Origin of the sequence: Pseudoxanthomonas jiangsuensis, assembly GCF_010093185.1 — a bacterium.
Classification (GTDB): Bacteria; Pseudomonadota; Gammaproteobacteria; order Xanthomonadales; family Xanthomonadaceae; genus Pseudoxanthomonas; species Pseudoxanthomonas jiangsuensis.
Window position 1 is genome coordinate 1 of sequence record NZ_PDWL01000103.1, and the last position, 576, is coordinate 576.

General features: G+C 58.5%; 1 pseudogene. It reads right to left on the reverse strand.

The annotated features are described in order from the left end of the window. Window positions 1–95: 95 nt before the first annotated feature. Window positions 96–576 (reverse strand): annotated as a pseudogene (locus tag CSC62_RS17475) (hypothetical protein); the annotation flags it as partial.

Here is a 576-nt window from a genome sequence, read left to right on the forward strand (position 1 = left end):
TGGAGATTAACCAAAATGAGCACAATATGTCATAAATAGTACTGAAAAGACTTGCAGGAAGGCAGATATGCCAAGAAACAACAGGTATTCATATTCTACGAACCTAAATACTCCACAACGACAGATCCGAACCCTGAAGTCAAAGAGCTTATTGAATATTGATCCTTAGTCTTTTTTCTGCTCGGCGCGCTGAAATCACCCAGGTAGCGCAGCTTGCGGAAAGCGATGCGGCAGGCCAGCTGGTCGAAGAAGGTCGCGCCCCACATCATCTTTTCGGTCAGCGGCTGCGCGCCGATCGCCGGCATCCCGACCGAGTACGGCTGGGTCGGGCTGACCCGGTCGCCTTCGGCATGCTCCTGCGGCACCGGCTTTTCCGCCACCTCGGTGATCGGGGTGCCATCGCGGCGGTCGAGCACGAAGATCTGCCCGCGCTTGGTCACCTGGACCAGTGCCGGCACGGTGCCGCCCTTGCCGTCGGGCATGTCGTACAACGCCGGCTGCGCGGGCACGTCGTAGTCCCACAGATCGTGGTGGGTGGTCTGGAATTTCCAGCGCACGCGCCCGGTCGCCAGTTCC